At 71.4% G+C, this 26,498-nt stretch carries 24 protein-coding genes; 13 read left to right on the top strand and 11 right to left on the bottom strand.

Features of this window, described 5'->3' with window-relative positions; genetic code table 11:
- Positions 1-58: 58 nt before the first annotated feature.
- On the bottom strand, positions 59-973 hold the full coding sequence (locus ACQPXG_RS26220; RefSeq protein WP_433461768.1) for a 4-hydroxy-tetrahydrodipicolinate synthase family protein: 915 nt from the start codon (positions 971-973) through the stop codon (positions 59-61).
- A 72-nt stretch (positions 974-1,045) separates the two neighbouring features.
- Between ACQPXG_RS26220 and ACQPXG_RS26215 the strand changes: the two genes are divergently transcribed.
- Positions 1,046-1,969, top strand: a complete 924-nt coding sequence (locus tag ACQPXG_RS26215) for a LysR substrate-binding domain-containing protein (RefSeq protein WP_433461767.1) — start codon at positions 1,046-1,048, stop codon at positions 1,967-1,969.
- A gap of 42 nt (positions 1,970-2,011) precedes the next feature.
- Positions 2,012-2,641: a PadR family transcriptional regulator gene (locus ACQPXG_RS26210; protein ID WP_433461766.1), complete on the top strand. Its 630-nt coding sequence runs from the start codon at positions 2,012-2,014 to the stop codon at positions 2,639-2,641.
- Between the two features lie 63 nt (positions 2,642-2,704).
- Here the strand turns inward: ACQPXG_RS26210 and ACQPXG_RS26205 are convergent, their stop codons facing one another.
- The 4 genes from ACQPXG_RS26205 to ACQPXG_RS26190 form a co-directional block, all read right to left on the bottom strand.
- Positions 2,705-4,936, bottom strand: a complete 2,232-nt coding sequence (locus ACQPXG_RS26205; RefSeq protein ID WP_433461765.1) for a xanthine dehydrogenase family protein molybdopterin-binding subunit — start codon at positions 4,934-4,936, stop codon at positions 2,705-2,707.
- On the bottom strand, positions 4,933-5,805 hold the full coding sequence (locus tag ACQPXG_RS26200; RefSeq protein ID WP_433461764.1) for an FAD binding domain-containing protein: 873 nt from the start codon (positions 5,803-5,805) through the stop codon (positions 4,933-4,935). The genes ACQPXG_RS26205 and ACQPXG_RS26200 overlap by 4 nt, the downstream gene beginning before the upstream one ends.
- Entirely contained in the window at positions 5,802-6,311 is a 510-nt protein-coding gene (locus ACQPXG_RS26195; RefSeq protein WP_433461763.1) for a (2Fe-2S)-binding protein, read from the bottom strand. Before ACQPXG_RS26195 ends, ACQPXG_RS26200 begins: the two co-directional genes overlap by 4 nt.
- A 73-nt stretch (positions 6,312-6,384) precedes the next feature.
- Positions 6,385-7,389: an asparaginase gene (locus ACQPXG_RS26190; protein ID WP_433461762.1), complete on the bottom strand. Its 1,005-nt coding sequence runs from the start codon at positions 7,387-7,389 to the stop codon at positions 6,385-6,387.
- A 175-nt stretch (positions 7,390-7,564) separates the two neighbouring features.
- Here ACQPXG_RS26190 and ACQPXG_RS26185 point away from each other — a divergent pair, with 175 nt between their 5' ends.
- Genes ACQPXG_RS26185 through ACQPXG_RS26160 form a run of 6 tightly spaced genes read left to right on the top strand, consistent with a single transcriptional unit; the run spans position 7,565 to position 13,009 of the window.
- A complete protein-coding gene (locus ACQPXG_RS26185) occupies positions 7,565-8,530 on the top strand; it encodes an MBL fold metallo-hydrolase (RefSeq protein ID WP_433461761.1) in 966 nt (321 codons plus the stop codon).
- A gap of 1 nt (position 8,531) precedes the next feature.
- Positions 8,532-9,197 (top strand): SRPBCC family protein, encoded by a 666-nt coding sequence (locus ACQPXG_RS26180; RefSeq protein WP_433461760.1) that lies wholly within the window; start codon positions 8,532-8,534, stop codon positions 9,195-9,197.
- The gene (locus tag ACQPXG_RS26175; RefSeq protein ID WP_433461759.1) at positions 9,194-10,288 is read left to right on the top strand and encodes a mandelate racemase/muconate lactonizing enzyme family protein; all 1,095 of its coding nucleotides are present in this window, start codon (positions 9,194-9,196) and stop codon (positions 10,286-10,288) included. Before ACQPXG_RS26180 ends, ACQPXG_RS26175 begins: the two co-directional genes overlap by 4 nt.
- Positions 10,289-10,297: 9 nt before the next feature.
- Positions 10,298-11,680 carry a dihydroorotase gene (locus ACQPXG_RS26170; RefSeq protein ID WP_433461758.1) on the top strand — a complete coding sequence of 461 codons (1,383 nt, stop codon included), beginning with the start codon at positions 10,298-10,300 and terminating at the stop codon, positions 11,678-11,680.
- Positions 11,681-11,713: 33 nt separating this feature from the next.
- Positions 11,714-12,724, top strand: a complete 1,011-nt coding sequence (locus ACQPXG_RS26165; protein WP_433461757.1) for an LLM class flavin-dependent oxidoreductase — start codon at positions 11,714-11,716, stop codon at positions 12,722-12,724.
- Positions 12,725-12,766: 42 nt separating this feature from the next.
- On the top strand, positions 12,767-13,009 hold the full coding sequence (locus ACQPXG_RS26160) for a hypothetical protein (RefSeq protein WP_433461756.1): 243 nt from the start codon (positions 12,767-12,769) through the stop codon (positions 13,007-13,009).
- A gap of 881 nt (positions 13,010-13,890) precedes the next feature.
- Here ACQPXG_RS26160 and ACQPXG_RS26155 read toward each other — a convergent pair.
- Positions 13,891-15,069, bottom strand: coding sequence for an NAD(P)/FAD-dependent oxidoreductase (locus ACQPXG_RS26155; protein ID WP_433461755.1), 1,179 nt, complete (start codon positions 15,067-15,069; stop codon positions 13,891-13,893).
- A 201-nt stretch (positions 15,070-15,270) separates the two neighbouring features.
- Here ACQPXG_RS26155 and ACQPXG_RS26150 point away from each other — a divergent pair, with 201 nt between their 5' ends.
- Positions 15,271-15,921, top strand: coding sequence for a LysE family translocator (locus ACQPXG_RS26150; protein ID WP_433461754.1), 651 nt, complete (start codon positions 15,271-15,273; stop codon positions 15,919-15,921).
- A gap of 81 nt (positions 15,922-16,002) precedes the next feature.
- Here the strand turns inward: ACQPXG_RS26150 and ACQPXG_RS26145 are convergent, their stop codons facing one another.
- The 3 genes from ACQPXG_RS26145 to ACQPXG_RS26135 all read right to left on the bottom strand — a co-directional run bounded on the left by ACQPXG_RS26145 (position 16,003) and on the right by ACQPXG_RS26135 (position 17,967).
- Positions 16,003-16,497, bottom strand: a complete 495-nt coding sequence (locus tag ACQPXG_RS26145) for a nuclear transport factor 2 family protein (RefSeq protein ID WP_433461753.1) — start codon at positions 16,495-16,497, stop codon at positions 16,003-16,005.
- A 113-nt stretch (positions 16,498-16,610) separates the two neighbouring features.
- Positions 16,611-17,270, bottom strand: coding sequence for a DUF3841 domain-containing protein (locus ACQPXG_RS26140; protein WP_433461752.1), 660 nt, complete (start codon positions 17,268-17,270; stop codon positions 16,611-16,613).
- 37 nt (positions 17,271-17,307) lie between these two features.
- The gene (locus ACQPXG_RS26135) at positions 17,308-17,967 is read right to left on the bottom strand and encodes a three-helix bundle dimerization domain-containing protein (RefSeq protein WP_433461751.1); all 660 of its coding nucleotides are present in this window, start codon (positions 17,965-17,967) and stop codon (positions 17,308-17,310) included.
- A 263-nt stretch (positions 17,968-18,230) separates the two neighbouring features.
- Here ACQPXG_RS26135 and ACQPXG_RS26130 point away from each other — a divergent pair, with 263 nt between their 5' ends.
- On the top strand, positions 18,231-18,836 hold the full coding sequence (locus tag ACQPXG_RS26130) for a VOC family protein (protein ID WP_433461750.1): 606 nt from the start codon (positions 18,231-18,233) through the stop codon (positions 18,834-18,836).
- Between the two features lie 9 nt (positions 18,837-18,845).
- Here the strand turns inward: ACQPXG_RS26130 and ACQPXG_RS26125 are convergent, their stop codons facing one another.
- Together ACQPXG_RS26125 and ACQPXG_RS26120 are read right to left on the bottom strand one after the other, a co-directional pair.
- Positions 18,846-20,066: an epoxide hydrolase family protein gene (locus tag ACQPXG_RS26125; RefSeq protein WP_433461749.1), complete on the bottom strand. Its 1,221-nt coding sequence runs from the start codon at positions 20,064-20,066 to the stop codon at positions 18,846-18,848.
- Positions 20,067-20,074: 8 nt separating this feature from the next.
- A complete protein-coding gene (locus ACQPXG_RS26120) occupies positions 20,075-20,527 on the bottom strand; it encodes a MarR family winged helix-turn-helix transcriptional regulator (RefSeq protein WP_433461748.1) in 453 nt (150 codons plus the stop codon).
- Positions 20,528-20,633: 106 nt separating this feature from the next.
- On the opposite strand from ACQPXG_RS26120, the gene ligA reads away from it, so the two are divergent.
- The 3 genes from ligA to ACQPXG_RS26105 all read left to right on the top strand — a co-directional run bounded on the left by ligA (position 20,634) and on the right by ACQPXG_RS26105 (position 26,467).
- On the top strand, positions 20,634-22,619 hold the full coding sequence (ligA, locus tag ACQPXG_RS26115) for an NAD-dependent DNA ligase LigA (RefSeq protein WP_433461747.1): 1,986 nt from the start codon (positions 20,634-20,636) through the stop codon (positions 22,617-22,619).
- A gap of 142 nt (positions 22,620-22,761) precedes the next feature.
- Positions 22,762-23,529: an SDR family NAD(P)-dependent oxidoreductase gene (locus tag ACQPXG_RS26110; RefSeq protein ID WP_433461746.1), complete on the top strand. Its 768-nt coding sequence runs from the start codon at positions 22,762-22,764 to the stop codon at positions 23,527-23,529.
- Between the two features lie 25 nt (positions 23,530-23,554).
- The gene (locus tag ACQPXG_RS26105) at positions 23,555-26,467 is read left to right on the top strand and encodes a BTAD domain-containing putative transcriptional regulator (protein ID WP_433461745.1); all 2,913 of its coding nucleotides are present in this window, start codon (positions 23,555-23,557) and stop codon (positions 26,465-26,467) included.
- The last annotated feature ends 31 nt before the right edge of the window (positions 26,468-26,498 follow it).

The following is a 26,498-nucleotide window of genomic DNA, read 5'->3' as shown; positions in this document are numbered from 1 at the left end:
CTCTGGCTCCGCCTGCTTGAGGCCTGCCGCGGCTGACCCGGGCCGTCTCGGCTTGAGGTCAGGCTGCGGACCCTTGGGGTGCGTGGTCGCTGGTCAGGAGCGCCGCTCGGCGAATCGAACCGGCGGAGGCGGCCAGCAACGGCAGCCGGACGGCCGGGCTGGGAATGCGTCCCTGGGCGTGCAGCACTCCCTTGATGACCGTCGGGTTCGGCTCGGCGAAGAGCGCAGCGGACAACCGGGCCAGCTCGGCTCCGAGTCGGCGGGCGGGTGCGCCGGAGCCGCGGCGCCACAACGAGATCAGTTCGGCGTAGTCGGCGGTGCGGAGATTGGCCGAGGCGAGGATTCCGCCGTGGGCGCCCGCCGCGACGAGCGGTGATATGACCACGTCGTCACCACCGAGCACGGCGAAGCCGGGCGGTGAGCAGTCGAGCAACTCGACCGTGGTCGCGTCGATCGCGCCGGTCGCGTGCTTGACCCCGGCGACCCCTGGTAGGCGGCCGAGCTCCGCAAGCGCGCGGGCGCTGAGAGTCTGCCCGGTGCGGTAGGGGATGTCGTAGACGATCAGCGGTATCCGGCCGTGGTCGGACAACGCGGTGAAGTGCGCCAGCGTCCCCGCTTCACCGGGTCGGATGTAGGGCGGCGCGGGAACCAGCGCCGCGGCCACGTCGCCGTTGGCCGCCAGCTCGCGCAGCGACTCGATGGCGGTGGCGGTGTCGTTGGTGCCGACCCCGACGACCAGCGGGGCGCCGTGTGCACGGGCGGCGGCGGAGCAGACTCGCACCACGGTCTGCTTCTCCTCTGCGGTCAACGTGGCCGATTCCGCGGTGGTGCCGAGCGCGACGAGCCCGGAGGCACCGGCCGACAGCGCCTCGTCGGCGAGTCGGGCCAGCGCCTCGGGAGCCAGGCGCAGGTCGTCGGTGAACGGAGTCACCAGGGGGACGTACAGGCCGGTGAACATCGGATCGGGCTTCATGCTTTCAACCCTTGCGCACCCTGATCCTGTAGGTCCATTTCTGATTTCTACCTTGATGCCTAAGCTGAGCTTATGCTCGATGTTCGTCGTCTCTACCTGCTTCGCGAGCTGGACCGGCGGGGCACGATCGCGGCCGTGGCCGAGGCGCTGTCCTTCACCGCATCCGCCGTCTCCCAGCAGTTGAGTGTGCTGGAACGCGAGGCGGGAGTGGCCTTGCTCGAACGCAGTGGCAGGCGTGTGGTCCTCACGCCCGCAGGCCGGTCCCTGGTCGCACACGCCGATGCCGTGCTGGAACGCCTTGAGCTTGCGGTCGCCGAACTCGCCGGCGCGAGGGAGGGCATCGGGGGGCCGCTGCGCATCGGAACCTTCCCCTCCGGTGCCCACACCATCGTGCCCGCGGCGCTGGCCGAGCTGGCCCGACGACATCCCGCGCTGGAACCGATGGTGCAAGAGATCGACTCGGCACGCGTTTCCGACGGCCTGCGCGCCGGCGAACTCGACGTGGCTCTTGTCCACGACTACGACTTCGTGCCCGCGCCACCGGACACAACGGTGGACGAGGTGCCCCTGCTGGAGGAGCCGATGTACCTCGCCACCAGCGCCGCGACCAGGACCACCGGCCTCGGCGACACGCTGACAGAGCTGCTCCGCCCCTATGCCGAGGTCCCGTGGATCACCGCACGGGACGGTACGACCGGTCACGCGATGGCCGTGCGCGCCTGCCAGGCGGCCGGGTTCCAGCCGAGAATCCGCCACCAGGTCAACGATTTCCGCACGGCGCTGTCCCTGGCCGCCATCGGGCAGGGGGTCGGATTCGTACCGGAGATGGCCACTGCACAGGCCCCCCGAGGCGTGGTGCTGACCAGGTTGCCGTTGTTCCGCCGATCGAAGGTCGCCTTCCGCGCGGGCGGCGGTGCGCATCCGGCGATCGCCGCGTTCGTGGCCGCGGCGAGAGCGGCAGCGGGCCGGTCATCGGGACAGCAGTCTGTACCTTGATACTGTTATGGATAACTGTCCGGTTCACCACTGAGGACGCCGATGTCGCTGCGCCACGCGCTGCTCGCCACCCTGACCGCCCAGCCCATGACCGGGTACGAGCTGGTCAAGTACTTCGACGGGAGCATCGCGTACGTATGGAGCGCGCCGCACAGCCAGATCTATCCGGAGCTGCGCCGGATGGAGCGCGACGGGCTCGTCACGGTGGAGGTCGTGCCGCGCGGCGAGCGGGCGGAGAAGCGGGTCTACTCGATCAATGAGGCCGGCCTTCGCGAGCTCCGGAGGTGGGAGCAGGAGCCGCTGCCCTACCAGTCCGAGCGGGATCCGTACCGGTTGAAGGTCGCGCACTTCGAGCAGGCGACGTACGAGGCGGCGCGCGGCCAGCTTGAGGCGCACCTGCACCATTTCACCCGTGCGCTGCAGGGGTGGGAGCAGATGCTGGCCGACCTGGACGCGCGCCGTGTCTCGCTGCTGCGCCGGCGGCTGGAGCAGCGTCCGGGGGAGGAGCACGAGGCGATCGTGGCGTTTCGCAAGCTCGCGTTCCGGGGCGAGGTCCTCAAGGCCCGGGCGGAGATCGCCTGGGCGAAGGAGGGCTTGGCCGTGCTGGACGAGCTGCAGGCCAAGGGCGTCCCGCTGCGCGGCGAGGAGATCGCCAAGCCGGCCCCGCAGTGAGCCCCGAGCGCGGCCGGCGCGCCTCGTCGCGCACCGGCCGCACTCCGCTGGTCGACGGCCGCGTCAGCGGAGCATCGCGCGGACGCGGCCGGGGGTGAGCGGAAGGGCCGTGAGCGCAACGCCCGCGCCGAGCGCGTCCGCGACCGCGTTGGCCACCGCCGCGGGCGTGGCGACCATCCCCGACTCGCCGACGCCTTTGGCGCCGAGCGGGTTGGACTGGGGCGGGCGATGCTCGACCACGACCGTTTCGATCTCGGGTAGTTCGGACGCCGTCGGCATCCGGTAGTCGCCGAACGTGGTGGACAGCGGCTGCCCCTGCGCGTCGTAGAGGAGTTCCTCCAGCAGCGCGCCGCCGATCCCCTGGGACGCGGCCCCGGCGAGCTGGCCGCGGACCAGGGCCGGGTTGATGGCCCGTCCCACGTCGTGCATGACGATGTGGCGCAGCACCCGCACCCGCCCGGTGGGGCGGTCGACCGCGACGACGGAGAGCGCCCCGCCGAACGAGAACGTCGGGTGGGGCTTGTCGAAGCGGCCGCGCCCCTCTCCCAGCTTTTCGGTCGGCAGGGAGACCCCGGCGGCGTGGACGGAGTTCCGCCCGAACTCGACGGCGTCCGCGTCGGCGCCCAGCGCCTCGGCGGCCTTGGCGCGCAGGTCGCGCGCGGCGAGCAGGGCGGCGTTCCCCGCGACCGGCGTCGACCGGCTCGCGAACGCCCCGAAGCCCATGGGGACCTCGTCGGTGTCGGAGAAGGCGACCCGCACGTCCTCCACCGGGACGCGCAGGACGTCCGCGACGATCTGTGCGAACACCGTCTCGATGCCCTGCCCGAGGGAGCCCGACCCGATATGTACGGTGAATCCCCCGGCGGGGTCCGGAACGACGCGTGCCTCTTCGAACGGTCCGATCGCGCCGATTTCGATGTAGACGGCGAGGCCGAGGCCCACGCACTGGCCACCCGCCCGGCGTTCGGTGACCTCGCGCCTAAGGCGGTCGTACTCGGCGGCGTCCAGCAACGTCTCGAGCGCTGCCGGGTGGTCGCCGCTCTCGTAGACGATGGCGGGGACTGCGGAACCCTCGTCCATGGCGAACGTGAAGGGCATCGCCGCGGCCGGGATCAGGTTGCGCCGCCGCAGCTCGGCAGGGTCCAGCCCGATACGGGCGGCGAGCATGTCGAGCAGCCGCTCGCGGGCGAACGTCACCTCGGTCATGCCAGGCCCCCGGTAGGTGCCGACCGGCGTGCGGTTGGTGATGACGCCGGTCGACTCGACGGAGAACGCCTTCCACTGGTAGGGGCCGGCGACCTGCTGTGCGGGCAGCAGTTCGGGCAGGATGCCCTGCGACCGGACGTAGCCGCCGTGGTCGGCCCAGGCCCGGTCGCGGAAGGCGAGGAGCCGGCCGTCCGACGTCGCGGCGATCTCCAGCTCGTGCTCCTGCTCGCGGGCGTGGTTGGTGGCGACGAAGTGCTCGGTGCGGTCCTCGACCCACTTCACCGGGCGGCGCAGGCGGAGCGCGAGATGGGCGACCAGGAAGTCCTCGGGGTAGGCCTCGCCCCGCACGCCGAAGCCGCCGCCGACGTTCACCTCGGCGACCCGGATCCGCTCGGCTTCGATGCCGAGCATCACCGCCAGCGCCTGCCGTACCGAGTGCTTGACCTTTGCGCCGCCCCACAGCGTGAGGCGGCCGGTGACCTCGTCGACTTCCGCGAGCAGGCCGCGGGTCTCCATCGGGACCGCGGTGTGCCGGTGCATCCGGAACCTCTCCCGGACGACGATGTCGGCGGCGTCGAACGCGGCGTCGACATCGCCGTGCCGGAGCGGGACCGTGTTGACGACGTTCGTCCCGACCTCGGGGTGGATCGGCTCGGCGGTCAGCGCCTCCGTCAGGCCGGTGACCGGGTCCAGTTCGTCCAGGTCGAAGTCGACCAGTTCGGCCGCGTCCTCGGCGACATAGGGATCGGTCGCGACGACCACGGCGATCGGCTCGCCCACGTACCGGACGACTCCCCGCGCGAGCGGCGGCTGCAGGAAGCGGTTGGCCTCGGGAGTCTCGAACATCGGAAGCCGGATGGGTATCCGGACGTCCGGCAGGTCATCGGCGGTGAGCACGGTCACCACGCCCGGGTACTCGGCGGCCTCGGTGACGTCGATCCCGGTGATCCGCGCGTGCGCCACGGGGCTGCGCACGACACGGACGTGGACCGCGCCTTCCCGGTGGAGGTCGGCCACGTACTGCGCGGTGCCCGCGAGGAGCGCCGCGTTGGCCGTCCTCCGCACATCGCCGCCGATGATGCCGGTCATGGCCTGCCTCCTTCGTCCATCAGCCGTGTGAGGGCCCGCACCACAAGGGTCTCGACGAGCTCACGGCGAAACTCCGCCCCGGCGAAGGCGTCCTCGCCTGGGTGGATCTCCGCCGCGGCCACGCGGGCGGCCAGCGCGGCCGCCCCCGGACTCAGCGCCACGCCGTCGAGGGACGCCCCGGCATCGAGCGCCCTGACCGGAGCCGGCCCGACCGAGCCGAGCACGATGCGGACCTGCCGCACCACGCCGTCCTCCCCGGTCGCGACGGCGACCGCGGCGGAGGCGAGCGCGAAGTCGCCCGAGCGGGCGGTGAACTCCTCGAAGGCGCTGCGCAGTCCCGGCGGCGGAACGGGGAAGTCGATTCTCACCAGCACCTCGGTCGGTTCGATGACCGTCATGAACGGCCCGGTGAAGAATCCCGCCGCCGGGACGGTCCGGGTGCCGGCGGCCGAGCGCAGCACGAACGCCGCGTCCAGCGCGGTGGCCACGACCGGCAGCTCGGCGGACGGATCGGCGTGCGCGATGCTGCCGCCGATCGTTCCGCGCTCCCTGATGGGAAGGTGACCGATCTGCGCGGCCGCCTCGCGGATCGCCCGCCACGGCCCGGCCAGCTCCGCGGAGCCTTCCAGCCGGGCGTGGCGGACGAGTCCGCCGAGGGCGAGCCCGCCGCCCGTCCGGTCGATGCGGTCCAGGCCGGGGAGGCGGCCGATGTCCACCAGGTGCGTCGGCCGGGCCAGCCGGTAGGACAGCAGCGGCAGGAGGCTCTGCCCGCCGGCGAGGAACTTCGCCTCGTCGCCGGCCTCAACGATCATGTCGAGGGCCTCGTCCAGCGTCGCGGGTCGCGCGTAGGCGAACGGTGGCGGCTTCATCGCGCGCTTCCTGCGGATCGCCGGGGGGCCAGTTCCCGCTGGGCGACGAGGACGGCCTTCACGATCGGCACACCGCCGGTGCACCGGCACAGGTTGGAGCTGACCACCTCGCGCACCCGCTCGGGGGACGCGTCCGGCTCGTCGCGCAGCAGTCCCGCCGCCAGCATCAGGAAGCCGGGCGTGCAGAAGCCGCACTGGAGCGCGCCGCCCTCGTCGAAGGCGCGGCGCAGCATCCCGAGTTCGGGCGCGTCCCCCTCGATCGTCTCGATCGGCGAGCCCTCCGCTTGTACCGCCAGCGCCAGGCACGACCGGACGGGACGGCCGTCCATCAGCACCGTGCAGGCCCCGCAGACGCCGTGCTCGCAGCCGAGACGCGTTCCGGTGAGTCCGTGGTCGCGCAGGGCGTCGGCCAGGGTCCGCCGCGGTGGGACGCTGACCGCCTCCTCACGGCCGTTGACGTCCAGTGCGCACGTCACCGGATCGTCCTCGGCTCTCCATCGCTCCATCTCGCTCACCTCACCTCGTTTATGTATCTACTTATGTATCAAGTTACATATACTCCGAAGCCGTCGCAACAGGTCAGCCCGAGAGCCGCTCGATCGCCTCGGCGATCCGCCCGGTGCCCCAGCCGGCCGCGAGGGCGAGCGAGAGCAGGACGCGCACCTTGTAGGAGTCGAGGGCGCCCCCGCTGATCAGCCCCTTGGACAGCAGGTCGATCTCCGAGCCCGGGAAGTCGTAGGTGCCGCGGAACCCTTCTCCCGCCCCGGTCCGGGAGGTCAGGACGACCGGCATCGTCTCGGCGAGACGAGCCGCGGCGTCGACCATCCGCTCCGGCAGGTGCCCCGCGCCGAACGCGGCCAGCACGACGCCCGCGAAGCCGAGGTCGGCCAGCCGGTCGAGGACGCGGCCGTCGTCACCGAGCGCGACACTGACCAGTGCCACCGGCGGCGGCTCCGCACCGGGCAGCGGGACGACGTGCACGCGGTGCCCCACGTGCAGCGGGACGCGGACGCGCTCCTCGGCGATCCAGCCGATCGGCCCGACCCCGGCCCCGCCGAACGCCGAGGGTCGCGACGTGTGCCTCTTGCGCACGAACCGGGCCGCGTGGATCTCGTCGTTCATCACCACCAGGGTTCCGAGACCGGACGCCGCCTCGCTCGCGGCGACCCGAACGGCGCCGAGCAGGTTCGCCGGGCCGTCCGCGCCGGGCATCGTCGGGTTGCGCATGGCGCCGGTCACCACGATCGGGCGGTCGGATTCGCATAGCAGGTCAAGGGCGAACGCGGTCTCCTCCAAGGTGTCGGTGCCCTGGGCGACGACCACTCCGTCCACGCCGTCTTCCAGCAGGTCGCCGATCCGCTCGGCGACCGCCTGGATGTCGCCGAGCCACAGATGCGCGCCCGGCACCGGCCGGACGACGTCGAAGTCGATCTCGGCGACGGCGGAGAGTCCGGCCACCCCGGCCACCAGGGCGCGGGCGTCGAGGGCGGGCCGGACTCCGCCTCCGTCGCCGGCCGAGGTCATCGCGATCGTTCCGCCGAGCGCGAGCACATGGACTCTGTTCCTCGTCGTGGTGGGGATCATGCGGGCCACCTCCTGGGGGCCGGACCCGGACCGGCCTTGACGGCCGTGACGCCATCCGGTTAGCGTTTAGGTATCGTTATACCTAAATAAGAACACACTTCCCGGTCTGCGGGAAGGCGCGCCCAGGAGAAAGGACGAACACGTGGTCTGCTGGCCGTTGCCCGTGATCCATGAGATGAGCGAACGACAGGAGGACTTCGTCCCCCCGAACCTCAGCCCGCGCGGTCTGCGGCTGCGGCCGGCCGAACTGGCCGACGGCGTGTACGCGCTGATGGCCAACCAGATCCCCAAGGACAACAACGGGCTGATCGTCGGCGACCGCGCCGCGATGGTGATCGACTCCGGCATCACTCCGGGCGTCGGCCGCTACCTGCAGGAGGTCGTCGCCGAACTCACCGACAAGCCCGTCCGGTATCTGGCCAACACCACCTTCCACGGCGACCACACGTTCGGGAACTCCGCGTTCGGGGACGACGTCACGCTCGTCTCGTCCCGGCTGAACAAGGCGTCGATGGCGACGATCTCGCTGGAGCACGAGAAGGCCCTGCGGCTCAGCAGCATGTACGGCGACGACGGCCTGGACGCGGTCGTCGCCTGGCGGCAGCCCGACCTGGTCTTCGACCGCTTCTGCGAGATCGACCTCGGCGGGCGCGTGGTCCACCTGTGGCATTTCGGGCCCGGCAACGGATCGGGCGACACCATCGTCCACGTCCCGGACGCCAAGGTCGCCTGGGTCGGCAACTTCCTCCGCCACCACGGCATCCCGCCGATGCTGCTGGCCGGCGACCCGGTCGGCTATGCGCGCTCCATCCAGGCGCTGAAGGCGACCATCCGGGTCGACACCCTCGTCCCGGGGCACGGGCCGCTCGCCGCCGCCGAGCCCGGCATCAGCTGGCACCTGCACTACCTGCACCGACTCGCCGCCTCGGTCTCCCGGCTGCGGGACGAGGGCGCGAGCGTCGACAAGGCCCTCGACGAGGTCGTGCTGGACGACCCGCTGCCGCTGTCGGAGGTCGTCCCGGACGCCGGCGCCGAGGAGCACGACCGGTTCGCCGCCCTGGTGCGGTCCAATCACCGGCTGAACGTCCTGCTGTCCTACCGCTGGCTTGCGGGCACGGCCGTCGCCGGTCACGGAGGCTGACATGCGGATCGAGAACACCTTCACCGTCCCGGTCGCGGTGGACGAGGCGTGGATCGTCCTCCTCGACGTCGAGCGGGTCGCACCCTGCATGCCGGGCGCGCAGCTCGAAACGGTGGACGGCGACGTCTTCACCGGGCGGGTCAAGGCGAAGGTCGGGCCCGTCACCCTCACCTACAAGGGCCGGGCGGAGTTCACGTCCCGCGATGCCGCGACGCACACGGCGACGCTCACGGCCAAGGGCAAGGACGCCCGTGGCGCGGGCACCGCCGCCGCGACGGTCACCATGCGACTCGCCGGCGAGAACGGGATCACCCGGGTCGAGGTGCACACCGACCTGGACATCACCGGGAAGCCCGCGCAACTCGGCCGCGGCGTCATCACCGACGTCGGCAACAAGATCATCGGCCAGTTCGCGGACGCGCTGGCCGGGCAGCTCGCGGCCGAACGCCCGGCGGCGGACCCGGGCGACGCCGCCGCCGCGGAAGCGGCGGGCGCCGGCGAGACCACCGCTCCGAAGAGCGCGGCCAACGGGAGGCACGCGCGCCCGGCCGACGACTCGATCGACGTACTGGGGCTCGCCGGCCGGTCCCTGCTGAAGGGCCTCCTCGCGGCGCTCATCCGCCCCTTCCGGCGGCGCCGCCCACCCCAGGAGAGGCACCTGTCATGACGCTCGGAACGACCGTCACCGAAGTCCGCACGGACTTCCTGTCCATCCCGCTCGACCGACCGCTCGTCACCGCGGCGTTCCCCATCCCGGCGATCGACACGGCCCTGGTGCGGGTGCGGACGCGCGACGGCCACGAGGGCGTCGCGTGGAGCTTCGCCTTCGGCCGCGGCCGCGTCGCCTCCCTCGTCGCGTTCATCGAGGACCTCGCCGAGACCCTCGTCGGCGAAGACGCCCTCGCCATGGAGTCCCACTGGCGGCGGATGTCGAACGCGTCGGGGTTCATCGGCCGCCGCGGCGTCGCGACCCTGGCGATGTCCACACTGGACACCGCCTGCTGGGACATCGCCGGCCAGGCGGCCGGCCTGCCCGTGCACAAGCTCCTCGGCGGGTTCCGCACGCGCATCGAGACCTACGCGAGCCAGGGCCTCTGGCTCGACCGGACCGTGGACGAGCTCGCCACGGAGGCGCGGGACCTGGTCGACCAGGGCTTCGCGGCCGTCAAGATGCGGGCCGGGCTCCCCGACCCGCTGGAGGACGTCCTGCGCGTCCGGTCGGTTCGCGAGGCGATCGGCCCGGACGTGAAGCTCATGATCGACGCCAACCAGGCGTGGGACCTCAAGCGAACCCTCCGCATGGCCGGGCTGTTCGAGGAGTACGACGTCTTCTGGCTGGAGGAGCCCATCCCGCACGGCCAGGTCGAGGACTACTCCGCCGTCGCCGCGCAGATCCCGATGCCGCTGTGCACGGGCGAATCGAACTACTTCAAGGACGAACTCCTCACGCTCGCCCGTACCCGGGCCACCGACTACGTCATGCCCGACCTCATGCGCATGGGCGGGGTCACCGAGTGGATGAAGGCCGCGCACGTCTGCGAGGCGTTCGGGCTGCCCGTCACCCCGCACCTGTTCATGGAGCACTCGGCGCATCTCGCCTGCGCAGCCCCCAACGCGGTGTGGCAGGAGTACCAGCCCTGGTGGCAGCCGATCATGAAGGAGCCGGTGCGGGTGGTGGACGGCCACATCCAACTGTCCGACACGGCCGGCTTCGGCATCCGGCTGGACACCACCGCCGTCGACGAGTACCGGGTCTGAGGACGTCCCGTGAGCTTCCTCGACCTCGTGATCTCCGGCGGCACCATCGTCACCCCCGCAGGACGCCGCCGCGCCGACGTCGCGGTGAGCGACGGCCGGATCGTCGCGCTCAGCGACCACGGGCTCTCGGCGCCGCGGACGGTGGACGCCTCAGGGCTGCTCCTGCTTCCCGGCGGTGTCGACACGCACGTCCATCTCATGGACCCCGGCGCCACGGACCGGGAGGACTTCCCGCACGGCACCCGTGCCGCGGCGGCGGCCGGGACGACGACGATCATCGAGCACGCGCACGGGAACCCGGTCCGCGGCGTCCAGGACCTCAAGGCGAAGATCGACCACCTGGACGGGCGCTCCAACGTGGACTTCGCCCTCGCCGCGCACGCCTGGCCGGGCGCGGAGCACGAGGTCGGGCCGCTGTGGGAGGCGGGCGCCGCGTTCTTCAAGGTGTTCACCTGCACCACCCACGGCGTGCCGGGCCATGACGCCGCCGCCCTGTGGCGGCACCTGCGCGCAACCTCCGCCGCCGGCGCGGTCAGCCTGCTGCACTGCGAGGACGAATCGCTGACCGAGGCCGCCGGCGCCGTCCTGCGTGACGAGGGCCGCGGCGACGGCGGGCTCATCCCGCAATGGCGGAACCGCGAGGCCGAGGTCGTCGCCGCGATGGTCGCGGGCGTCCTCGTCCGGAAGGCCGGGGCCCGGGCGGCCGTCGCCCATGTGAGCCATCCCGAGGTCGCCGAGTACCTTCGGCGGGAACGCGACGGCGGCGCCGGCCTGTTCACCGAGACCTGCCCCCAGTACCTGCTGCTCCGCGAGGACGAGGTCCTGGAGCACGGCCCGTTCCGCAAGTTCACCCCGCCGGCCCGTGCCCGGCACGACGCCGACGAGCGGGAGATGTGGCGGCTCCTCCGCGATGGCGTGCTCACCCACGTCTCGTCCGACCACGCTCCCTCGACACGGGAGCAGAAGACCTCCGGCGGCATCTGGGACGTCCACTTCGGGCTCCCGGGCCTGGACACCACGATGCCCGCGCTTCTCGACGCCGCCGCCCGGCAGATGATCGCCTACGAGGACGTCGCGCGGCTGTACGCGGAGGTTCCGGCCCGGCTGTACGGGCTGTGGCCCCGGAAAGGCCGCATCGCACCGGGCTTCGACGCCGACATCGCCCTGGTCGACCCGTCCCGCGAGTGGACCGTCCGCGACGCCGGCGTCCGCTCCAAGGCCGGCTGGACGCCCTACGACGGCCGGACGTTCACCGGCCGCGTCGTCCGCACCTACCTGCGCGGCGAGATCGTCGCCGAGAACGGCGAACCCGCCGACGGCCGCACCGGCCGATTCCTGCCCGGCCCGGGCCTCGGCCGATACCTCCCCGGCCCGGGCCTGCCGCCCGGCTGACTCCGGACCCCCGTTTCAACAGAGGAGTGGACCATGAAGTTCGGGATCGAGACCCCCAACTGCCTCGCCGGGATGATGTACCCGGTGCCGTTCGCCACGGCCCGGGACGTCGTCGACCTCGCCGTCGAGGCCGAGCAGCTCGGCTACCACGACGTGGGCTGCAACGACCACCTCAGCACCCAGCAGTACGTCCGGGACGCCTGGGTGACCCCGCCGGACTACTTCGAGCCCCTGATCACCCTGTCGCACATCGCCGCCCGTACCTCGGTGCTCAGGCTCTCCACCGCGATACTGGTGCTGCCGATGCGGTCGCCGATCCTGGCCGCCAAGCAGATCGCGACCCTGGACCACCTCAGCGACGGCCGCGTGATCATCGGTGCCGCCGTCGGCGGGTACCGGGACGAGTTCGAGACCGTCCTGCCGGAATGGGCCGACCGCTCGCGCGCGGAGCTGATGCACGAGGGCATCCAGGCTCTGCGGGTGCTGTTCGAGGCCCCCAGTTCGACTTTCGAGGGCCGGCACTACCGGTTCGAAGGGGTGGAGTCGTACCCCAAGCCCGTCCAGTCGCCGCTGCCCATCTATTCGGGCGGGAACGTGGAGGGCTCCCTGCGCCGCGCCGCCGAGCTGTGCCAGGGATGGCTGCCCGCGAAGCTCGGCCCCGGCCAGGTCAAGGAGAAGCGGGCCCGGCTCGACGCCTACGCGCGGGACGCGGGACGCGACCCCGCCGACATCACCACCGCCCTGCAGTCGGTCGTGTGCATCGGCGACACCCCGGAAAAGGCGCGGGAGCTGCTGGAAAAGTCGGCGTTCGACCTGTTCCGCAAGTCCCTGGCCAAGACCATGACCAAGGGCGTGGACATCGACCGCTACATCGACATCAACCTGATCGGCACACCTGACCAGGTGTGCGAGAAGGTGGCCGCGTTCCAGGACGCGGGCGTCGAGCACTTCTGCGGCACGTTGTTCGTCGGCAACACGGTCGAGGAGATGGCCGACCAGATCCGCCTGTTCGCCCGGCACGTGCTCCCGGCCTTCTCCGGCTAGGCACCGTCCGCGGAGAACCTGTACTGGAAAGGAGGGATCGTCATGGGGCCCGGGGCCGCGCTCCCCGGCCGCCTGGCCCGGACGCCCGCGACCGTACTCGCCGTCACCGTCCTCATGCTGGTGGCTCACGCCCCCGCCTTCGATCCCGGCGAGGTCCTCGCGCTGAACCGGCACGGCGGGCACGTCACCGCCGGCGCCGCGACGGGCGGGTACCGCCGCCTCTGGGCGGACCCGGTGACATGTGGGTCGCCCGAGGCACGGCGGCGATCCAGGCTCGTGCCATGACGAACCACCTGTGCGGGGAGGCCGTGCACGATGTGTGGTCGCACATTGTGCACGGCTTGCGCGAGTGCGCCGATGCCGCCCGATTCGCCGTCCACGGTCGAGTCCTCGCCATTCAGCGCATGAAGTCCGTCGACCGGTTACCCAGGATGCGGCTGCGTCCGCGGGTGTCCGCGCCCGCCGGCCGGGAGGCCGCTGGACAAGTCACCCGGCACGGGCGCCGATCGTGGCGGCCGCCGTCGCCATCGCCGGTTGGACCGGCGGACTGAAGCAGCAGGCTCGTCGGGATCACGTGTCCGGACGTCCGTTCGCAGCGGCGCACACGGCTGGGATGCACTGACCTGCGACGTGGGCGGTACGGGCGGGCCCAGCGTGGTCGCCGGGGCCGCCGTGCCCCTCACCCTCCCACGCGGCCACGTCACCGCCCTCGCCCCGAGTGGTGCGCCCGGTGTCCGCGCCCGCCCTGCTCGTCACCGTCCTCCCGCTGCGCGGCGAGCCCGACATGCTGGTCTTCGTTGCACTCGGCGGGTTCGCGCTCATCGCCTCGCCAATGCCGTGTCGTACACCGCCACTCACAGCGCCAATGTTCGCTCCGCCGCACGTTCGCGCACAGGTCTTCGTCACGAGCGGGGGACTCAAGGTCGCGCTCGCCTCGATCGGCGCCGCCGTCACCGGGTTGGCGGCGAGCCTGGGCGGAGGTGAGCCGGGTCTGCGCGAGGCACGTCACCGTGCGCCCAGGTACGCCCGAGGATTGTGGAGGTACTCGCGGTTCGTCCGGTTACAGGCCGGCCAGGCGCCCAGGAGGACGTCCTCAGCGTCGACGACGCTCCCCAGAATCTGGTAGGCGGTGAAGAATCGCAGCCGCTTGTGCCCGGGACGGCGGACTACAGCACGGCCCTGCGGGTGACACGCCCGCCCTTGGAGAGCTGCGGGGTCACGTTGAAGTGCTTGCTCATCCGGTACATCTTGGGCGGGCTGCCGCTCACCGTCTCCTTGTAGAAGACGGCCGCACGCCCCTTCAGATAGGTCCGGCGCGGGGTGTCGTCGGCGTGGGTGAACTGGACGACGCCGTCCCGGCGGCCGATGCTGACCGGCTGGTGGAAGTACCCGAACCGGAACGGCTTGACCTTCTTGCCTTGCAGCAGCCGGGCGATGGCGTCGGCGGTGTACGCGCCGGTGGGCATACCGCTCTGGCATGTGCCGTGGATCTGACCCCACGCCTGCCCGATCGCGGCGGTGTCGCCGATCGCGTGGACTTCGGGGTGGGACACCGATCGCAGCGTGCCGTCCACTGTGATCAGACCGCGGTCGTCAGTGTCGATCCCGGCATCGGCCGCCAGGGTGGGGACCTTCACACCCGCGGTCCACAGACAGGCGTCGGAGGGGACGACCCGGCCGTCCTCCAGTTCGATCCGGCCCGGTAGCACCTTGGCCGCTCCCGCGCCCACGACGAGCTGGACACCGATCCGCTCAAGGGCGCGATGCAGGTACGCGCGTGCCTTCTCGCCCATCATCGTGCCGGGGACGTCCCGGCTGATCAGCGTTACCGCCAGACCGGGACGGCCCTCGGCGATCTCGGCCGCCGCCTCGATGCCCGTCAGGCCCCCGCCGCAGACGGTCACCGCTCCCTGCGCGTCGGTCAGCTCGTCCAGCCGGGCGGCGAACCGCCGCGCCTCGGCCGGCCCGTTCAGGGTGAACGCGTGGTCGTCGGCCCCCGGAACGATGGAGGTGTCGGTGCTGCTGCCGAGCGCGTACACGAGCCTGTCGTAGTGCAGGATCTCCGTCTCGTCCAAGGTGACCGTGCGTCCGGCGGGGTCGATCGAGGTGGCCCGCCCCCGCTTGAAGACGACTCCGGTCCCGTGGAGCAGGTCGGGGATCTGGAGGTCGGCCAGTTCCTGGCCTGCCGCGACCTGGTGCAGGCGCAGCCTCTCGGTGAACCGCGCCGAGGGGTTGACCAGGGTGATCCGCACCGACCTGCGGCGGGTCCGGTGGGCCAGGCGGATCGCGCACATCATGCCTGAGTAGCCGGCGCCCAAGATGACTATCTGGTGTTCGTTGCTCATTCTTCGACTCCCTGTTCACGCTGCCGATGGCCTCTTGGCCGGTGACAACCTGGAGACAGTTGGCAGAGCTGGGAAGTGACATGACGTCCTCCGTGATGTGAGTCACGCGTCCGGCGCGGCCCACCGCACGCCGGTCAAGCCGAGCCGAGCTGGAAAAGCTCGCATTGCGCCGCGAAACAGGACGTGATCACATCGTTGGTCATGGACATCGTCGCCACCCTTCCCGCGTTCATCGTCGCCGTCGTGCTGATCTCGGCGTCACCGGGCCCTGCGATGGCGTTGATCATGCGTCGTGCGGCGCTGCGGGGTCTGTCCGGCGCCGTGCTGACCGTGCTGGGGCTGGAGGCCGGACTGTACGTGTGGGCGTTGTGCGCCGGCGCCGGCCTGGCCGCCCTGGTGGCCGCCTCAGAGATCGCCTACCTCATCCTCCGCGTGGTCGGCGCGGCCTTCCTGCTGTACCTCGGGGTGAAGTCATGGCGGGCCGCCTGGCGCAGCCGCAAGGCGGGACCGGTCGGCGAAGCCGACCAGGACCTGCCGGACGCCTCGTCGCTGACCTGGTGGAAGGCCTTCGGGGAGGGGGCCGTGGTGATGCTGGCCAACCCGAAGGCCGCCGCATTCATGATCGCGTTCTATCCGCAGTTCGTCCCCGCGGACCGGCCGCTGCTCGCCACGACCGCTCTCCTGGCGCTGCTCCAGGTGGCCGTCGAGATCGTCTTGTACCTGGCGTTGGCCGCCGTGGTCGGGCGCGCCGGCGCGTGGTTCCGCAGGCCGGCCGTCCGCCGCCGGCTGGACGCCATCAGCGGGACCGTGCTGGTCACCCTCGGCCTGCGGATGGCCGCCGAGAGTCGCTGAAGGCGGGGGTCGTCCACCGCTGACGGCACGCCCGAACGTGCCCGTTGCAGGCAGTCGAGGAATTGGATCGCGGTCTTCTGGTCAGGGGGCGTGGTGATGCCTCACGGCGGCGAGGACTTCACCGAGTTGACCTCGGGCCTGGGCGGAACGCAGGTGGTCCAGGTAATCACGGGATTCGACGATCTTCCCGTCGTGGACCCGCATGACGAAGACCGCCGGAACTGTGAACGGCTCGCCGGTCTCCACCACGATCCCCTCGTACCGGAACTCCGCCACGATGACCTCGGGATCTGCGGTCTCATGAATGGTGATGCCGGTCGGCCGGCGGCGCAGGGTGTGCCCTGTGTAGGCGCCAGGCGGGGCACCGACCCCAAAGTGTGCGCGCAGTTCTTCAAGAGATCGCATCGGGGGCGCTGCGAGTGGATGGAAAGGGTGCTCTACGTGGGTCTGCTCGGCGTAAAGCCCGACCACCTCTTCCCAGCGTTCCTCGCAGACACCGTGAACCAGCCTCAGAAAGACCTCGCGTGGAGTCAGGGGTTCGGGCATGAGACTTCTCCCATCAGAGATCGCCGTCACCGAATATAGTTCGTTGAAGAATTATTCGTCAAGGAACTATCTGTCTGGTCGCCCACCTCGGGGAGAGGCCGTCCTCCTGATGGGGCGCGGGGTATCCGGGCGTGTTCGACCGCTCAGATGATCCGGACCGCTTCCACCACTTCGTCGGCGTTCAAGGCATGCACGGTGCCCTGCCAGCACTCGAACGGCCCATAGTTGCCTCGGTCGAGGATGGACTCCCAGGATGTCTCGATCTCGTCCCGCAGGCCGGGGGGCCAGTCCCGAATCGGCGCGTCACGCATCCCGGCCGCCCGCAGACGGGCGTCGAACTCGTCGTACGCCTCCTCCCAGCGGGCGAACGCGTCGTCCTCGGACTCGCCCGGCAGCCTCGGCATCCCGAGGCCTCTGTTCAGGACCACGTGCCACTCATCGAAGTGTGAGAGGAGTACCCGCTCGCGCGGGACCCGGCAGATGAGCAGTACCTGACCACGCGAGCGGCGGCAGTTACCGACCAAATGATCGCGGCGGGTACGCGCCCAGAGCCATAGTGCACCCTGGCCGCTGGTCGGTAGGCGGGCCGCCATCATCCTGTACAACCAGTCGTAGGCTTCCGCGAACTCGGCCACCGCCAGGTCCGGGTCCGGCGTCAGTGTGCCCGTCGTGAGCAGGGCCTCGAACGCCTCGACCGACTGGATGGTATGCAGCAGCAGCCGTTCCGCGTCGAGGTCGTAGCCCATCCGGCCGGTGGGCAGGGCTTGCCCAGGCTCGGCGTCGCGGATCGGGAACGGGTGCACGCGGTCATCATGACGGCTCGGACGAACAGTCGTCGGCTCAATTCGGGAGGGCGGGGGTGAGTTTCTCGCGGGCGAAACGCTCGACCAGCACGGGCACGAAGTCCCGGACGGGTCTGTCGTCGAAGAGACGGTAGATGGCATCGACGGCTTGGGTCACCTGCTCGGGGCGATGACTGCCGGCGAACCTGCGGATGAGCCGATCGGTCACCTCTCGGATGACGTGCTCCTCGCGTTCCACATGATTCCCGGACGGCGTCATGGTCAGACCGCCTCGCCCCGGGGGTGGTTGGGGCATGAACCGCTCCGCGAGATGCGAGTACCCGAGCGGGCACGGGCCCACCCCCTGCCGTGCGGTGTCCCGTGCCGCCAAATCCGCCTTGATGGCGACGCTGACCAGGGAGACCAGTAACGCGACATCGTCGTGGCCGCCCAACCATATTTTCACCCAGCCTCCGCCGGGCCGGATCTGCACCGAGGCGTGCTCTTCGAGGGGCGCACGCAAACGCTGGACGAGCGGCCAGGTCAGAAACAGTTCGGCCTGATCGCTACCGTGCAGATGGACGATCTGATCGCCACCGCAGGCGAAAGCCTGGCCGAAGCCGCAATCGGCTCGGCATAACCTCAGCGCCGGCCAACCGCTCAGTTGCCCCACCGCGCGGTCGGTCAGGCAGATCCGCAGATCACCGGTCCCGTCCATGACCCGTAGGATCCTTCCCGGCCTGACCTGATCAATACCCGCACTGCGTATTCGTTACCGGAATGGTGCCAGGTTGCCCAGACCAATCTTGAGGTCGGCGAGCGGGATTAGATTGGGTGCGGTTCTTTCTCATTTTGGCTTCGGGTAAATCCCCATAAGGCCGGACAAGTGATGACTTGTCCGGCCCTGAGTGTCGCGATCACCGCGGGCCGCCCGGGCCTGCCTTCTTCCGGGACGTGGCGCGCCTGGGTTACGGTCCCGGAATGGATCTTGATCATCTGGTGTACGCCGGACCCGATCTGGCGGCGGCGGTCGAGGACGTCGCGCGCCTGACCGGGGTGCGGCCGGTTCCGGGCGGGTCGCACGTCGGCGTGGGGACCCGGAACCACCTGCTGGGGCTCGGGGGCGGCGCCTTTCTGGAGGTCATCGGACCAGACCCCGGGCAGCCCGATCCGGCAGGACCCCGGCCGTTCGGGATCGACGATCTGACCGAGCCCGGGTTGGTCGACTGGGCCGTGGCCACCGACGATCTGGACGAGACCATCGAACGCGCACGGGCGGCCGGATACGACCCGGGGCCCGCCCTGGACATGTCGCGTCGCCGTCCCGATGGCGAACTACTGCAGTGGAGGTTGACGGCGCCCCGGACGGAACTGGTGCCGTTCCTGATCGACTGGGGCGACACGCCTCACCCGGCACGTGAACTTCCCGTCGTGCGGCTGCTCTCGTTCGAGGTCGTCCATCCCGAGCCTGGGGCAGTGCGGAAGGATCTTGCCGCCCTCGGGGTCGAGTCGAATGTCCGAGAGGGCGCGCGCCCCGCGTTGGTGGCCCGCCTGGAAGGACCGAGCGGGCCGGTGAACCTCGTCTAGTCCCGTGCGTCAGCGCCGCCCGCGGAAGGTGCGGCGCAGGTCTTCGACCCATTCTCCGGGGGTCTCCCATGGGATGAAGTGGCCGCCGTGGTCGTGTGCGGTGAGGTTGACGTGGTTGTACCAGGGGGCTCGATCGCTGTCGAGGAAATGGCGGACCCGCTGCTCGGTGGTCACGCCCGGCGGGTTCTCGTACCCGACGAAGGTGATTCCGGTGGGGGCCTCCACGACCGGCCACCGGTCGTGTGCGGGGGTCCACGGGTAGCGGTTGTTGTTGGCGTAGGTGCGGATCGAGGTGCCGATCGCGTTGTTCACCCAGAAGATCATGGCGTGGGTGAGCAGGTCGTCCTTTGAGAAGACGGTCTCGATGTCGCCGCCGTCGTCGCTCCAGCTCATCCAGCGCTGGAGGATCCAGGCGAGCATCCCGGCGGGCGAGTCCGACAGCCCGTAGGAAAGAGTGGTCGAGTCGAGCACGTGCGCGGCGAGGTGGACGGCGAACCGCTTTTCCACGGCCAGGACCTGCGCGTGGACGTCTGCGGGCAGCCCTTCGGGGATGGGCCGGCCGCCGCTCAGGTCCCAGGCCCGGTCGCCGTTGAAGAAGCTGAGCTTCAGGCCGGAGCCGATGTGGATCGCATGAAGCTCGTCGGCGTACTTGTGCCCGAGCTGCCCGGTGACGAGCGCCCCGACGTCGCAGCCGCCGGCGGCGTACCGCTCGTGGCCGAGCGTCTGGGTCATCAGGGTGTGCCAGAGGTCGGCGGCCTTCCAGAAGTTCATGTCCGGGTGGTCCGGCAGCGGGGTGGAGAACCCGAACCCGGGGAACGAGGGCACGATCACCTCGAACGCCTCGGCGGGGTCGCCTCCGTGGGCGCCGGGGTCGGCCAGCGGGTCGATGACCTTGGACCAGTGCCAGAACGTCCAGGGCCAGCCGTGCGTGAGGATCAGCGGTGTCGGGTCGGGGCCGACCCCGGGCCGGCGCATGAAGTGCACCGGCACGCCGTCCACCTCGACGCGGTAGTGCTCGTAGGCGTTGATCGCCGCCTCGGCCGCGCGCCAGTCGTATTCGTCGCGCCAGTACTCGACGAGCTCCTGCAGGTAGGTGCGGTTGACGCCGTAGTAGGAGTCGTCGTTGCCCGCGTCGACCGGCCATCGGGTGAGGGAGAGCCGCTGCCGCAGATCGGCGAGCACATCATCGGGCACGTGGATGGGCGTTGGCGTCAGAGGGAAGTCGGTCATGCTCGTCCTCACTGTTGGTCCTGGGAGTCGCCGAGCTCGGCGATGCGGCGGAGGGCGGGCAGCGCGGCGGCGATCGCGGAGCGCTCTTCGGCCGAGAGCCGCTGCAGAATCGGCGCGAGCCGGGAGACCCGGTCGGCGCGGCGAGCCGAGACCACCTCGGCACCGGCGGAGGTGATGTGCACGAGCACGGCCCGGCCGTCACGGGGGTCCGGCCGCCGCTCGACCAGCCCGTCGTTCTCCAGCCGGGTCACCATCTGCGTGATGGCCGATTGGGTGACCTGCTCGGTCGCGGTGAGCTCGCCGAGCCGCAGCGGACTCCGCCGGGCCAGCGTGTGCAGCACCGACAACGTGGTGAAGCTGAGCCGCTGGATCGACGGCAGCCGGATGTAGAAGCCGTTGAACTCCTCGACCGCCGCCGCCATCTCGCCCGGATCCAGCTCGGGCGTCCCGTTCCCTGTCACACCGAAACTATATGAGCAATTTATTTAAGTGTCTAATGTATACGTGGTGGGAGGTCCTTCCCGCGCCGCGGGTGTCGGTGGCTTCGCGTTTAATCGAGGGGTGAATGTGAGTGAGCGCATCGCCGAGCTGACCGCCGAGGTCAAGCGGCTGAACGACCTGTACTACGGCACCGGTGACAGTCCTGTGCCGGACGCCGACTTCGACGCGATGAAGGACGAGCTGGCGGCGCTGGTCGCCGAGCACCCGGAGCTCGAGCCGGCCGACAGCCCGCTCGGCAGGGTCAACGCGCCGGCGGAGCTGGCCGCCCCGACCGTGCGGCACGCGCGCCCGATGCTCTCGCTGGCGAAGGCGACCGGCGGGGAGCAGATCAGCGCGTTCTGCGAGCGCTTCGGCGGCCAGGTCTTCCGGGTGTCGGAGAAGCTCGACGGGCTCTCGCTCAGCGTGGTGTACGCCGACGGAAAGCTCGACTACGTCGCCACGCGCGGCACCGGCACGGTCGGTGAGTTGGTGACCGAGAAGGTGCGCCATGTGATTCCCGGCCTGCCGGTCGAGATTCAGGCGCCGGGGCGCGTCGAGGTCCGTGGCGAGGCGGTGATGCTGCGGTCGGTGTGGGCCGCCTACAACGAGGCGCACCCGGACCGGACGCTCACCAACCCGCGGTCGGGTGCCGCCGGGACGCTGGTGTTGAAGGACCCCGAGGCGGCTGCGAAGGCCAAGCGGGTGTTGCGGTTCTTCGCGTTCGACGCCGATCGCGACGGTGCCGCGCTGGAGATCCCGGAAGGTTTTGAGCCGGTCGCCCGATACGTGTGCGCGAATGCCGAGGAGGTGCTGGAGGCGATCGGCGAGATCGGCGGCCGCCGCGACGGGCTGGACTACGACATCGACGGCGCGGTCGTGCGGCTGCACGAGCCGGCGGCGTTCGACGCGGCGGGCTTCAACAGCGCCGAGCCGCGCGGGGCGATCGCGTTCAAGTACCCGCCGGAGGAGAAGCTGACGAGGTTGCTGTCGGTCGAGTGGCCGGTCGGCAAGATCGGCCGCGTCCCGCCGCGCGCGAAGGTCGCGCCGGTGTTCGTCGGCGGCGTGACGGTGGAGAACATCACCCTCCACAACCCGCGGCTGATCCGCGAGCGCGACCTGCGGATCGGTGACACGGTGGCGGTCGTGCGGCGCGGCGACGTGATCCCGTTCGCCGGCCGCTCACTGCCGGAGGAGCGGGACGGGAGCGAGGTCGAGATCGTCCCGCCGGCGCACTGCCCGTCGTGCGGCTCCGAGCTGGAGGTCCGCGGCACCGGGGAGGAGCGCTGGTGCGTGAACCTGCAGTGCCCGGCGCAGGCGACGCGCAGGCTGATGCACTGGGCCTCGCGCCAGGCGGCCGACATGGAGGGCGTCGGCGACGTCTGGATCGAAAGGCTCGCCGAGGACGGCGTGCTCAAACGCCGCAGCGACTTCTATGACCTGACGGCCGACCAACTGCTCGGCTACGAGCGGATGGGCGAGGTCAGCGCCACCAACATGGTCGACTCGATCGCGTCCTCCAAGGGCATGGGGCTTCGGCGCGCACTGATCGGGCTGGCGATCCCGATGGCCTCCGAGGGGACGGCCAAACGCCTGTGCCTGGCCGGCTACGAGCGCGTCGAGGACATCGCGGCGGCGACGGTCGAGGACCTGGTGGCGATCCGCGACATCGGGCCGAAGGTCGCCGAAAGCGTCGTCGCGTTCTTCGCCCGCGCGGAGGTCCAGGAGGAGATCACGAGGCTGCGCGAGCACGGCGTGAACCTCGACGTACTGGACGAGGACCGGCCGGTCGACGCGGCGGCCGCAGCCGACTCGCCGCTCAGGGGCAAGGCGGTCGTGATCACCGGCGCGTTCACCGACCCACGCTCGGGCGCGAAGATCAGCCGTCCGGACGTCACACGCCTCGTCGAGCAGGCGGCCGCGACGACCGCCTCGTCGGTCTCGGCCAGCACCGACTACCTTCTGGCCGGCGAGAACGTCGGCGCGTCCAAGACCGGCAAGGCCGAAAAGCTCGGTGTCACGATCGTCCGGCAAGACGAACTGTGGCGTTGGCTGACCGAGGCGGGCGTGGTCTAGAGCGCCGTGGAAGTCGCCGGGCTCGCGGACGGTGGATGCAGCCCCCGGTGAGCCTGCGGTGAGTGTTCGGTGAGCGTCTGCCGCGACTGTTGGGTCATCGCCGGATCCGCCAAGGGCCGGCCACTCGACAGGAGCGACACGAATGAACGTTCTGACCGGCAGGACGGCACTGGTGACCGGCGGCTCGCGCGGGATCGGCCGGGCGGTCGCGCTGCGGCTGGCGGCCGAGGGAGCACTGGTGGCCGTCCACTACGGCGGTAACGACGAGGCGGCCAAGAAGACCGTGGCGCGGATCGAGGAGGCGGGCGGCCGGGGGTTCGCGATCCGGGCGAGATTCGGTGAGGACGGCGAGGTGGACCGGCTGTTCGAGGAACTGGTCGCGGGGCTGGCGGGGGTCGGGCTGGACATCCTGGTCAACAACGCGGGCATCAGCTCGGTCAACCCGATCTCCCAGGTCACTCCGGAGGAGCTCGGCAGGCTGCTGGAGATCAATGTCGCCACCCCGTTCTTCGTGATCCAGCGCGCGATGGCGCTGCTGAACGATGGGGGCCGCATCATCAACATGGGTTCCACGGCCAGCCGGTTCGCGGTCTCCACCCAGATCGGCTACACGATCAGCAAGGCGGCGCTGGAGTCGATGGCGCCGTCGCTGGCCAACGAGCTCGGCCGTCGCGGCATCACGGTGAACACGGTCGCGCCCGGCGCGGTGCGCACCGACATGACCGCGGGTTACACCTCCATCCCGGAGGTGGTCGCCGGGCTGGAGTCGATCACCGCGCTGGGGCGGCTGGGCGAGCCCGAGGACGTCGCGGACGTCGTCGGGTTCCTGGCGGGCCCGCAGGGCCGCTGGGTGACCGGCCAGACCATCGACGTCTCCGGCGGGACGTTCCTCGGCCCGATCGACCCATGATCGCCGCCGGTGGATAATCGCCGGTATGCGGTTCGGAATCCTCGGCGAGACCCGGGCCTGGCACGGCGACGGCGGCGAGGTCCCGCTGGGCGGCCCGGCCAGGCGGGCGCTGCTGGCCCTGCTGCTGGTGCGTCCCGGAGAGGTCGTCTCGGCGGACCGGCTGGCCGACGAGATCGACCCCGCCGGGGCGCTGTCGGCGCACTCGCTGCAGTCCCAGGTGTCCAGGCTCCGAACCGCACTGGGTGCCGGGGCCGCGATCGAGCGGGCCGGGGCGGGCTACCGGATCGTGGTCGAACCGGACGATGTGGACGCCTCCCGGTTCGAGCGGCTGGCCGGGGAAGGCCGGGCGGCGTTGGCCGAGGGCGACGACGCACGGGCGGCCGCCCTGCTGAACGAGGCCCTGAAGCTGTGGCGGGGACCCGCGCTGGCCGGCCTGCCCGAGAGCGACACGGCCCGAGGCGCCGCCGTACGGCTGGAAGAGCACAGGCTCGGGGCGCTCGAAGACCGCATCGAGGCCGGGCTCCGGCTCGGCGAGCACAGGGCGGCCGTCCCGGAGCTGCGCGAGCTGGTCGGCCGCCATCCGCTCCGGGAGCGGCTGGCGGGGCTGCTGATGCGCGCGCTGTTCGCCGAGGGCGGGCAGGCCGAGGCGCTGGTGGTGTTCGAGGAGACCCGGCGGCGCCTGGCCGACGAGCTGGGCGCCGACCCCTCGGCCGAGCTGACCGCGCTGCACCGGCAGCTGCTGAGCGCCGACCCGGCGCCGTCGCCCGCCGCGCCGCCCGCCCAGCTGACGAGCTTCGTAGGCCGCGCCGACGAAGTGGCCGAGGTCGCCGAGGTGCTGCGGGTGGCCCGGCTGGTCACCCTGATCGGGCCCGGCGGCGTCGGCAAGACCCGGCTGTCGGTCGAGGTCGCGGGCGCCGGGGGCGCCGCGGACCAGGTGTGCTTCGTGGAACTGGCCCCGCTGCGCGACGGCGCCGGGCTTCCGCAGGCGCTGCTGGGCGCGCTCGGCCTGCGCGAGAACGGGCTCCAGATGGACGGTGGCGCGAAGGCGCCGGTCGACCGGCTGATCGCGGCGCTGTCCGACCAGGTGCTGCTGCTCGTCCTGGACAACTGCGAGCACATCGTCGACGAGGTCGCCGAGCTGGCGGCGCGGCTGCTGGCGACCTGCCCGCGGTTGCGCGTGCTGGCCACGAGCAGGGAGCCGTTCGGCATCATCGGCGAGCATCTCTTCCAGGTGCGGCCGCTCGACGGTGACGCGGCCGTACGGCTGTTCATCGAGCGGGCCGGCGCCGTGCGGCGCGGCTTCGCCGGCGACCCCGAGGTCGTGCGGCGGATCTGCGCGGCGCTCGACGACCTGCCGCTGGCCATCGAGCTCGCGGCGGCGCGGTCGCGCACCCTGGACATCGACGACCTCGCCGGACGGCTGGACGACCTGCTCGGTGTCGCCGCCCGCGGCAACCGTACGGCCGACCGGCGGCACCGCACGCTGCGCTCGGTGGTCGCGTGGAGCTGGGACCTGCTCTCCGAGCCCGAGGAACGGGCCGCGCGGCGGTTCACGGTCTTCGCCGGCGGCGCGACGGCCGAGTCCGCGCTGCGGGTGTGCGGCACCGACGGCGAAACGCTGGAGTCGCTGGCCGACAAGTCGTTGCTGGAGATCTCGGGCGGCCGCTACCGGATGCTGGAGACGATCCGCGCGTACGGTGCCGAACGGCTCGACGCGGCGGGCGAGCGAGAGTCCGTACGGCGCGCCCACGCCCGGCGCCTCCTGGAGCTGATGCGGGTGGCCGACCCGCATCTGCGGCGAGGCGAGCAGCTGGAGTGGCTGCCCGTCGTAGCCGCCGAGCACGGTGACCTCTTGGCGGCGCTGCGCTGGGCGGTCGAGGAGCCGGAGGTGGAGACGGCCTTCGAGTTGCTCGCCGCGGCGTTCAACTTCCTGTGGATCCGGGGCGCGTCCGCCTCGGTCGCGCCGCAGGCGATCGCACTGCTCGCGGCGGTGGGCGGCGCGGTCCCCGACGGGCTCGGCGAGGAGTACGCGACGTGCGTGCTGCTCGCGGCGTCGGCGGCGTCGGGCGCCGGAGGGCAGGTGTGGGAGCGGCACCGCGCGGCGGCCGGTGAGGCGCTGGCGGCCGCGTGGCCCGGCGACCGGCCGGGTCGCTACCCGGTCGTCCTGCTGCTGTGGATGATGCGGAACGCGGGCGGACCCGACCCGCAGGGCGCGTTCGCGCTCGTCTCGTCCCAGCGCGACTGCCCCGAGCCGTGGGCGCGGGCCGCCGCCCACTACGTGTCGGGGTTCGGGCACCTCGGCGACGGGGACCCCGCGGCGGCCGAGGACTCCTTCGGCTCGGCCCTGGAGGGATTCCGTTCGCTCGGTGACCGCTGGGGCATCGCGCTGGCCCTGGACACGCTTGCGGGCGTGGCGGGCACGCGAGGCGACCGGGCGCGCGCGATCGCGCTGACCGACGAGGCCCTCGTGCTCACCGAATCGCTCGTTGCCCTGGAGGACGGCGCCGACCTGCTGGTCAACCGCGGCGATCACCTCGCCGGGGACGATCCGGCGGCGGCCCGTGCCGACTATGCGAAGGCCGCGGCGCTCGCCCGCCGCGCCGGCAGCTCCACCTACCTGGCGGCCGCCCTGCGCGGGCTCGGCGACATCGCCCTTGAGGAGGGCGACCTGGCCGAGGCGGAACGGCTGTACACCGAGGCGCTGGAGCGGATCGACCCGCACTGGATCAAGAGCCTGGGGCCCCGGGTACGCGCGCTCACCGGCCTCGGGCGCGTCGCCGTGGCCCGGAGCCACCACGCCGAGGCGCGCAAGCACTACCGGCAGGCCGCTGAAGTCGCCGACACGATGGGGGCGCCCGCCTCGGAGGTGCTGCGCATTCTGGGCTTGTCCGAGAACCTCGTCGAGTCCGTTCTCAAGGCCGTGACCTCGGGCCGGTGAGCGCGGTCATCCCGCCGCGGTGAGCGCATGG

It is taken from the genome of Spirillospora sp. CA-128828, from assembly GCF_050945415.1.
In the GTDB taxonomy this organism is placed as follows: Bacteria; Actinomycetota; Actinomycetes; order Streptosporangiales; family Streptosporangiaceae; genus Spirillospora.
The sequence above is the reverse complement of the archived record's forward strand: the minus strand, read 5'-3'. Positions and strand labels throughout refer to the sequence as shown.

Excerpts from the sequence above, each read along its gene's own strand:
- ACQPXG_RS26185 (WP_433461761.1), top strand. The coding sequence starts at position 7,565 with ATGAGCGAACGACAGGAGGACTTCGTCCCCCCGAACCTCAGCCCGCGC.
- ACQPXG_RS26175 (WP_433461759.1), top strand. The coding sequence starts at position 9,194 with ATGACGCTCGGAACGACCGTCACCGAAGTCCGCACGGACTTCCTGTCC.
- ACQPXG_RS26215 (WP_433461767.1), top strand. The coding sequence starts at position 1,046 with ATGCTCGATGTTCGTCGTCTCTACCTGCTTCGCGAGCTGGACCGGCGG.
- ACQPXG_RS26200 (WP_433461764.1), bottom strand. The coding sequence starts at position 5,805 with ATGAAGCCGCCACCGTTCGCCTACGCGCGACCCGCGACGCTGGACGAG.
- ACQPXG_RS26180 (WP_433461760.1), top strand. The coding sequence starts at position 8,532 with ATGCGGATCGAGAACACCTTCACCGTCCCGGTCGCGGTGGACGAGGCG.
- ACQPXG_RS26165 (WP_433461757.1), top strand. The coding sequence starts at position 11,714 with ATGAAGTTCGGGATCGAGACCCCCAACTGCCTCGCCGGGATGATGTAC.
- ACQPXG_RS26190 (WP_433461762.1), bottom strand. The coding sequence starts at position 7,389 with ATGATCCCCACCACGACGAGGAACAGAGTCCATGTGCTCGCGCTCGGC.
- ACQPXG_RS26135 (WP_433461751.1), bottom strand. The coding sequence starts at position 17,967 with ATGGACGGGACCGGTGATCTGCGGATCTGCCTGACCGACCGCGCGGTG.
- ACQPXG_RS26210 (WP_433461766.1), top strand. The coding sequence starts at position 2,012 with ATGTCGCTGCGCCACGCGCTGCTCGCCACCCTGACCGCCCAGCCCATG.
- ACQPXG_RS26105 (WP_433461745.1), top strand. The coding sequence starts at position 23,555 with ATGCGGTTCGGAATCCTCGGCGAGACCCGGGCCTGGCACGGCGACGGC.
- ACQPXG_RS26125 (WP_433461749.1), bottom strand. The coding sequence starts at position 20,066 with ATGACCGACTTCCCTCTGACGCCAACGCCCATCCACGTGCCCGATGAT.
- ACQPXG_RS26160 (WP_433461756.1), top strand. The coding sequence starts at position 12,767 with ATGGGGCCCGGGGCCGCGCTCCCCGGCCGCCTGGCCCGGACGCCCGCG.
- ACQPXG_RS26110 (WP_433461746.1), top strand. The coding sequence starts at position 22,762 with ATGAACGTTCTGACCGGCAGGACGGCACTGGTGACCGGCGGCTCGCGC.
- ACQPXG_RS26205 (WP_433461765.1), bottom strand. The coding sequence starts at position 4,936 with ATGACCGGCATCATCGGCGGCGATGTGCGGAGGACGGCCAACGCGGCG.
- ACQPXG_RS26220 (WP_433461768.1), bottom strand. The coding sequence starts at position 973 with ATGAAGCCCGATCCGATGTTCACCGGCCTGTACGTCCCCCTGGTGACT.
- ACQPXG_RS26150 (WP_433461754.1), top strand. The coding sequence starts at position 15,271 with ATGGACATCGTCGCCACCCTTCCCGCGTTCATCGTCGCCGTCGTGCTG.
- ACQPXG_RS26130 (WP_433461750.1), top strand. The coding sequence starts at position 18,231 with ATGGATCTTGATCATCTGGTGTACGCCGGACCCGATCTGGCGGCGGCG.
- ACQPXG_RS26195 (WP_433461763.1), bottom strand. The coding sequence starts at position 6,311 with ATGGAGCGATGGAGAGCCGAGGACGATCCGGTGACGTGCGCACTGGAC.
- ACQPXG_RS26155 (WP_433461755.1), bottom strand. The coding sequence starts at position 15,069 with ATGAGCAACGAACACCAGATAGTCATCTTGGGCGCCGGCTACTCAGGC.